Raw genomic sequence first — 1981 nt, forward strand, 5'->3', positions numbered from 1 at the left:
CTCGTTTTTGACACTTGTAGAGAAGAAAAAACTCGCAGGCCCTTTTAAAATAAGGTTTTGCGAGCTTTTTGGTTGTGCTGAAAAGTGCGTACCATGAACTATTTTTTAGTAGTTCTAAAAATTTCTTTCATTTTTTTCTTTGTCACTATCTGATAGTGGGTTTTAAAACCAAAAGCATTATGTAAATCATCAGTAAAATCAGTTCTTGTATATGCGGGTACATAGCCTTCACCTTTAATCTCTAGAAAATTCATATCTCTTAGTCCGTTAATAATTTCACTACAGGTATATTTTTCTTCAAGCTTTTTTTCAAGTAGTCTATAAATGATTAACGAGATGAAGCAAGTAGTAAAATGTGCTTGTATCCTATCATCTCGACTCAAATATACAGGTCTTGATTTAAACTCACTTTTCATAATTCTAAAGCATTCTTCAATCTGCCAACGACGCTTGTTCACCTTGATTATTTCGGAAGCATCATCCATAAGGTTAGTACAAACACCATAGAAACCATCAAAAGCTGCCTCTTTAACGATAATATCTTCATCAATACTAAATACTATATTATCAGCAATTTCACCATCTGTAGTACAGTTAGTCTTTTTTATAAAACGTTTAAAATCATTTTGTTTAGGCTTTGAGATTCTTTTGGGATTAGATGTTATCAATTTCTGAGCGCGTTCAATTTGAGACTGACGGATATTTTTTTGATAGTCCTTATATTTAGCAGAATAGGTGATAATAAGCTTTTGCTCTAAACCATTCTCATTAATCCAACGCTGTTTATAAAAAACTCTAGACTTAGCCTTCAATTTATCCTCTAAACACATGTTGTCAATTATCTCATCAAGCTTAGAAATATCATAAGTCTTTGAACTACCAGAGAGTTTCCAGCCTTCAGGGTCAAGAGCCCACATTTTAAGAGGTTTCTTTAATTTTTTGATAGATTGAGTTGTGACAAAAGCTCTATCCCCTTTAGTATTAAACTTTCTATTACTGTTAGAAGCAAGACCTGCATCCGTACAAACGACAAACTTAGAAAGATCAAAATCAGATAAAATAGTTTTCTCTAAAGGCTTCAAAGTAACTTGTTCATTAGTATTACCTTTATTAATACTAAAAGCAAGAGGGACACCATCACCATCCATAAATAATCCCATTTGGACAATAGGGTTTGGTCTATGTTCCTTAGAAACACCATATTGCCTTAATCCATCAACGTCAGGCTGTTCAATCTCAAAGAAGAAATTCGTACAATCATAAAAAAGAATTCCTGTATTACGCTTAGAAATCTTTAAACTATGCTTATAGAGGGATGATTGAATAAAATCAGACTCTGTAGAAAGAACACTAAGAGCTCTATAAACATGTTGAATATCAAAATGAGGTTGCTCAATAAACTTCTTAGAAAGCTCACAAGTAGCCAGTTTAGAAGATGGAAAAATAATTCTGCCATATACCAATCTAGAAAGAATAGAATCAAGATCAAAAGTAAACTTATGCCTATCAGAAATATCACTACAGATTCTATAAAGACCAAGTTGGTGATAAATCTTTTGAAGAAAAAGATAGCCACCATTGAAAGAAAACTGTTCATTCTTAGGAATTTCTTTAACAGGTGAATACTTAACCAAGATCTCACTAGTACCCTCTTTTTCTTTTCTGTTAAGGTCAGCAATATACTCCTTAGCCCACTTGATAGGATCTTTTCCATTTAATTTCTCTTTTAACTCAACAACAGAACCTAATCGCTCAACGGTCTTAGTCCTCTGTTTACCATCAATATAAACGGTTTTTATAACATAAAGTATCTCAACATTTTTGGATTTAGATATTTTTAATCTCATAACAACGCCCCCAGTTACTTATATTATACCACGACACGCTATGACACGCAAATAATATATGTAAAATTTGACAAAAAATAGCCATTTTATAGGCATTGTAAAGAATTTATAAAGTCGCAAGTGTCAAACTCCCG

Annotated in this window: 1 protein-coding gene; it reads right to left on the reverse strand. The window is 32.5% G+C overall.

The genetic code is table 11. The features are described 5' to 3' along the window. Window positions 1–98: 98 nt before the first annotated feature. Entirely contained in the window at window positions 99–1847 is a 1749-nt protein-coding gene (locus tag QMG30_RS24690) for an IS1634 family transposase (protein WP_281819894.1), read from the reverse strand. Window positions 1848–1981: the final 134 nt, after the last annotated feature.

This window comes from Vallitalea longa (assembly GCF_027923465.1).
Lineage (GTDB): Bacteria > Bacillota > Clostridia > Lachnospirales > Vallitaleaceae > Vallitalea > Vallitalea longa.